Source organism: Bradyrhizobium sp., from assembly GCF_019242285.1.
Classification (GTDB): domain Bacteria; phylum Pseudomonadota; class Alphaproteobacteria; order Rhizobiales; family Xanthobacteraceae; genus Bradyrhizobium.
Genome location: NZ_JAFAVV010000263.1, coordinates 1 through 5954 on the forward strand (window position 1 = coordinate 1; position 5954 = coordinate 5954).

Consider the following 5954-nt stretch of genomic DNA (forward strand, 5'->3'; position numbering starts at 1 on the left):
GCACGTTCGAGCGCTTCGTTCTCGCCTCGAACCTTCTCTATCTCATCGGCGCCATTGACATCAAAGACGGCCTGATCGTCAGGACCGCATCATGATTAGAGCCGTGCGCGCCAACAAGAAAGGTTTTCATGACGCCACATTCACGCCAGGCGTAAACCTCATTCTTGCCGATCGTTCCACCACGGCGGGCGACAAGGACACGACGAACGCGCTAGGGAAGTCCACTCTCATCGAGATTATCGACTTCTGCTTAGGGAGCAACACGTCCGCTGGAAAGGGTCTTCGCATCGAGGCCTTGCAGGGATGGGCTTTCACGCTTGAGGTGACGGTCGCCGGCAACGATGTCGCGGTGACCCGTTCAACCGATGCGCCGGGCTTCTTTGCGATCGAGGGGCCGACCATTGGCTGGCCAGTACAGCCCGCAGTCAATAAGGAAGGAGCGACAGGCCTCGATTCAAAGAAGTGGAGATCTGTGCTCGCCTGGGCCATGTTTGGTCTTAGCGAGATCGCCGGCGACAGCGGTTACAAGCCCTCCGCCCGCTCGCTGCTCTCCTACTTCGTTCGAAACCAAGCCGCAGCCTATAACACCCCTTTCAAGCATTTTGACAATCAAAAGACCTGGGACATTCAAGTCCATAACGCTTTTCTTCTCGGACTGAACTGGGAAAAGGCAGCCACCTGGCAGCGGCTCAAGGATCAGAAGAACGCGCTCGACGCGCTCAAGCAGGCGATCAAGACTGGCGCCGTTGATGGCGAACTCGCGTCCATGGGCGAGCTCGAGGCAGAACGCTTGCGTCTAACGACCCAGCTTGAGCGCGAGCGCGAGGCCCTGTCCAACTTCCGTGTTCTGCCGCAGTATCGGGAGATCGAAGGGCAGGCGAACGCGCTCACGACCGAGATCCACGGCCTAGTCAACGCCAACATCATCGATAAGCGGCGGCTCGAACGCTATCGCGATTCTATCGCCACCGAAGGCGCACCGAGCGAAGACCGGCTCGAGGCGCTCTACAGTGAGGCAGGTGCCGCCCTGCCCGGCGCCGTCATTAAAACCCTTTCGGACGCGCGCGCGTTCAACGAGAAGATCGTCGCTAACCGGCGCGAGTTCATTGCCGGCGAAATCACAGCTCTCGAGGCAGATATCACGGAGCGTGACAACAAAATCTCAACCCTAACCGATCGACGGGCTGGATATCTCAGCACCCTCGCCGGACAGGGAGCCCTTGAGGAACTCACGCAGCTCCAGGAGCTCCATGCCATCACCCGGCTCAAGGTCGACGAACTGACCAACCGTATCACGCGGCTGCGCCAGATGACATCCAAGGGCGACACGATAAAAGTTGAGACGGTAGAGCTCAAGCGCGCCACCACGTTGGACTATGAAGAGCGACGCGCGCTCTGGTCGCAGGCATTGAGGTTGTTCTCCGATTTCTCGGAGCACCTCTACAAATCGCCCGGTCGGCTCGTCATTGATATCGACGATACGGGCTACAAGTTCGACGTCGAGATCGCTGGCAGTCCCAGTGAGGGGATCAGCAAAATGAAGATTTTTTGCTATGACCTCACGCTCATCTCCTTCGCGCGAGAGCGCGGCCTCGGTATCGATTTCCTTATCCACGACAGCACGATCTTCGATGGCGTCGATCCGAGACAGCGCGCCCATGCGCTCGAACTTGCCGCCCAGATGTCAGCGAAACACGGCTTTCAGTATATCTGCACGCTCAATAGCGACATGGTGCCGATGAGTGACTTCTCATCCGGATTTAACTTCGAGAGCTTGGTCCGCCTGAGACTCACGGACACGGACCCAAGCGGCAGCCTTCTTGGGTTCCGATATTGATCACCAGCATTTCTACGGGGATTGCATTTTCCTCTTCTTCTTACAATATTTCGTCCCATCCGTCGGCGATGACCCGGCGACCGCGGCGCTTGATCGCTTAGGCGGCCTGGCGTTTCGTTTCGAAGCACTTCGTGGCCTTATGGCTTCGAGGGACTCTTCTCGGTTGTCGGCTCCATAGAATTGGTGTCGCTGGTTAGCCGGCGGGATAACGAGTGGAGACGCCGTATGCGCAAGAATATTGCACGTATGGCGCGCCTTATTCGCGAGATCGCAGCTTTTTTGGTTCCGGTACTAACCGTCATCAAACTCCTGATTGAAATCGCGGATAAGGCCGCCAACTGCAATGCTCACGAACTTCGAGCTTAAGTATCGAACGCACGGCAAATGGATTTTCGTTCCGACAGAGCAGTGCGAACGCAAGGGCCGTCGTATCATCAAGTATTTTTCTCGATTCGAGTTTCCCGATTACTTTTATCACTATCAGCCTGGCGGCCACATTGCCGCGCTGCATGCTCATCTCACGAGCAAGTTCTTCTTCAAGATAGACATCCAGAATTTCTATTATTCGATCGCGCGGATGCGCGTCACGCGCGCCCTGCGAGCGCATGGTTATCCGGGTGCGAATACCCTAGCTAAGTGGTCCACCGTCCGAAATCCTCATGGCGGCCCTCACGCTCACGTGCTGCCAATCGGTTTTGTGCAGTCGCCGCTGCTCGCAAGCCTTGTGCTGATGAAATCCCCGGTTTCGGCGGCGATCGAGCGTGCAGCAGCTAACGGTGTATCTATTTCAGTTTACATGGACGATTTCATCGGCTCGCACAATGATCAAGTCGTCTTGAGTACGGCGTATACCGATATTCGCGATGCTTCTGTCGCTGCTGGCCTTATTCCCAACCCAACAAAGCTCGTACCTCCCACTTTGGCAATCACTGCCTTCAATTGCGATCTCGCTTTTGGACGGGCACAGGTCACTGCTGCGCGCGTCGCCGAATATGAAGCGCGCGACGACAGAACGGCGCTCACTGACGCCGCATTCTACCAATATCGCGACCGAGTGGCAGCGGCGAACTCTTCTGCTTCGCTCCAAGCATTCTAGGCTTAGCCGTCGCGTGGTACGCCTCGCCGGCAACATGGGAGCGAGTCTTCCTTGCCTATGCCATTTGCGAAAGATGCTCGCTTGCTCGAAACATATGTGAGAAATGTGCTAATGTTGTGCGTCTGCTTGAGAGGACAAATTTTTTCGTGAGGAGACACTATGTCTAACGAATCTGGAAAACCGACTAGGCCGCATTTGACGGAGAACTACCGGCCCGATGTGGTCAAAAAGAATTATGTGCCGCAAACCCAGGCTCCCCTGCCAAGTAAAGGTGTTGACGGCAACTACATTCCGCCGACAGATTCGGGCTCATCGACGACGCCTCCTCCAAACCCTCGGAAGGACTAAGTACGTCGGCGACGAAAGTCGATCCGAGCTATCTGGTCAGCTGGGATATAGGTGGCCTCGTCTCCCCAGTAGTCATCCGCTAGCGGATCACGAGCAAAGAAAACCTCGGAAACGGGTGACCGCACATGGGTGACGTACATGAGTACGTCACCTTTTGCGCCAAGTACGGCACGGACCATTCGGGCTAGACCTGAACCTGCTCAGATCCTCACATTTTAGCCAGGTCCCATCCTTCGGTTTGATTGAAAGTTGTGTTGCAACTGTCCTTTGACTGAATAGCGCCATCCAGGCGCTCGGCAGTTCGTCGGCATAACTGACACGTAGTCTGCGCAAGAGCGACTCGAGGACGTATCGCCCGAACAGACTCCAACACCCTCCTACTACGACTGCAAACGCAAACGCGACCAGCGAGGCCCAGCTTAAACTTAGCCCGAGCAGAACTTGGCTCGCGTTGTATGCGAACGCCGCGAAAAACCCAAAGACAAGCGTTGAAAAAACGACGTCGATCGCTTTGTGGTGCTCGCGGATACCGACATTCGCGATAAAGTAGCCCGCATAGCCACTCGCCAAGGTGAGCAGAGTGGCCCATGGCAGATTGATCAGTTTCGTCAAGTCGTCCATATCGTCGTTGTATGGGCGTTTGTCTGCACTGAAAAGCGCATTTTGGGTGGGACCCCACGGTGCGCGATCCCGGATACTTTGCAAGGCGGCAACGCTGGTTGAGGTAAACTGCGACTATTCTCCGTTGTCGTCTGGCCGGTTGCGTCGCCTGCTTCCACAAAGGTCGTTAGGAACAGAGTGGTCTGTGCAATGAATAATTGTTGGGAGCAGGCGCGCCTTCGAGGCTGTGTTACAGACTGAGCCCTCGGTTTCTTTCAAAAGTCCATTCGATGCCTCCGTCGTCGCGCTGGAGACCGGTGATGTGCTGGCCGATGCGTTTCTCCAGGAGCGGTAGCCAGGGCACGAGCTGAAAGCCGAGTCCGTTGTCGATCATGGCGAAGCGCCCGCTGGTGAGGCTGGCGACGCCAGCGAGGCGGCCACTGACATACTCGCCAACGTTTGCTGGCATGTAGGTTAGCCCGCGCTCTCTCGCCATCTGATGGCCGACACGCTCAACCTCCCGTCGCTCAAGAGTTGCCACAGTGTCGACGGGGACGCGAATTTTGGCATCTTTAGCGGTTGCGAAACCCATCTCGACAAGTCGCTGCGCCCTCCGATTCATGGCTTTGCCGACCTCCCGGCCAAAGCCGCTGTCTCGGAAGTGCGATCGGTCCTCCACAATCATCTGTCGATCGAGCCAGGTCGCACCATCGCTGGCAATCTGCCGGTCGAGGCCGATAGCCGAGAGCGTTCGTATTCTCAGCCCGTCGCCGCCCTGGCTGAGGTCATAGGCCTGCCCACGCTCGACGATGTCCTTCGGGACCTTCCAATGATCGGCATCGACCCGCTCGACAACGCCTGCCCGCCGCAGTGCTTCCAGGCGGCGGACGTGGGAACGCACGAAAGCTTCGGGATCCTTGCCCTGCCGCTCAAAGCTGTCGCGGATACGCTCCAGGTGCTTGCTCGGCCGGTATGTGCCGTTGTGTTCCTCGACATTGCTTGCGATGTTGCGGTCGGCAGGCCTTGGACCGGAGACAACCGGGGCAGCTTCGACGATCATGTCCCGTCCGACCTCCTCGATCCGGCTCGGGTCCTTGAACTCCTTGTGGTGGACCCGACCATCGATGCTGTCGACGACCAGGTAGACGCGCTCGCCCATCTCGTCTCCGGCCAAGCCTTTGGCCAGGACCCGGCCGACGATCTTCTCGCCTAAGCCTTCGCCGTGAAGGGCGAACTGGCCGACACCGCGCTCCTCGGCGAGACCATTCTTGGCGAGCGCCCGATGGATCGAGTTGATGGCTTCATTGCGGTGTTCCATATCCTTCAGGACTTGCTCCGCGCGGTCGGAAAGGGACCATCGTCCCGGCTCAAGCTCGGTGGCCAGTCCATAGCGCTCCAGGCGCCGCACGCGGCCGATCATGAGGTTGCGGTTCTCCCGCACGAGGAAAGTCGCCCCCTCCCCTGGCCTCAGGTCGATCACGCCCTGCTCCTGCTGCTCGTTCAGAAGCATCTTGTCGAGCCGGGTAACCCGCTCGGCCTCGACCTCGTTCTGCAGCTTTGTCTGCAGCTCGATCTCGCTCTGGTGCCCCAATTCCAGGGTGACCAGTTCACTGGCACGGTGACGGAGGACATGGGCGATGTAGTCGCCGACAATATTGAGGATGCGGCCGTCGTCAAGCACGCCGCGGACGATGATGTGGGTGTGGGGATGGCCAGTGTTGTGATGGTCGACCGCGATCCAGTCGAGCCGGGTCGCCAGATCTAGTTCCATCTGGCGCATGAGGTCGCGGGTGAAGCCGCGAAGGTCGCCCATCTCGGTGGCATCCTCCGGCGCCACGATGAAGCGAAACTGATGACGATCTTCTCGGCCGCGCTCCACAAACGCCTTGCCATCGGCCTCGTTCTCGAACGCCGAATAGGCCTTGCCCCGATCGCCGTCACGCGTAACACCATCCCGTTCAAGGTAACGCAGATGGGCATCGACGGCCCGGCTCATCGTCCCGCGCATCTTCGGCCCCCGTGCGCCCCTCGCTTGCGGATTGAGCCGGACTACCCTCGCCTTGACCACCACTC

General features: G+C 58.2%; 4 protein-coding genes. 3 read left to right on the forward strand and 1 reads right to left on the reverse strand.

Annotation, left to right across the window (positions count from 1 at the left end; translation table 11 throughout):
- Nucleotides 1-91 precede the first annotated feature (91 nt).
- The 3 genes from JOY90_RS10175 to JOY90_RS10185 all read left to right on the forward strand — a co-directional run bounded on the left by JOY90_RS10175 (nt 92) and on the right by JOY90_RS10185 (nt 2933).
- Nucleotides 92-1837 carry a DUF2326 domain-containing protein gene (locus JOY90_RS10175; protein ID WP_291691006.1) on the forward strand — a complete coding sequence of 582 codons (1746 nt, stop codon included), beginning with the start codon at nt 92-94 and terminating at the stop codon, nt 1835-1837.
- Nucleotides 1838-2062: 225 nt separating this feature from the next.
- Nucleotides 2063-2203, forward strand: coding sequence for a hypothetical protein (locus tag JOY90_RS10180; RefSeq protein ID WP_291691007.1), 141 nt, complete (start codon nt 2063-2065; stop codon nt 2201-2203).
- Nucleotides 2181-2933 carry a reverse transcriptase domain-containing protein gene (locus tag JOY90_RS10185; RefSeq protein WP_291691008.1) on the forward strand — a complete coding sequence of 251 codons (753 nt, stop codon included), beginning with the start codon at nt 2181-2183 and terminating at the stop codon, nt 2931-2933. Before JOY90_RS10180 ends, JOY90_RS10185 begins: the two co-directional genes overlap by 23 nt.
- 1198 nt (nt 2934-4131) lie before the next feature.
- Here JOY90_RS10185 and JOY90_RS10190 read toward each other — a convergent pair.
- A partial coding sequence (locus tag JOY90_RS10190; RefSeq protein WP_291691009.1) for a DUF3363 domain-containing protein occupies nt 4132-5954 on the reverse strand: 1823 nt, incomplete at its 5' end.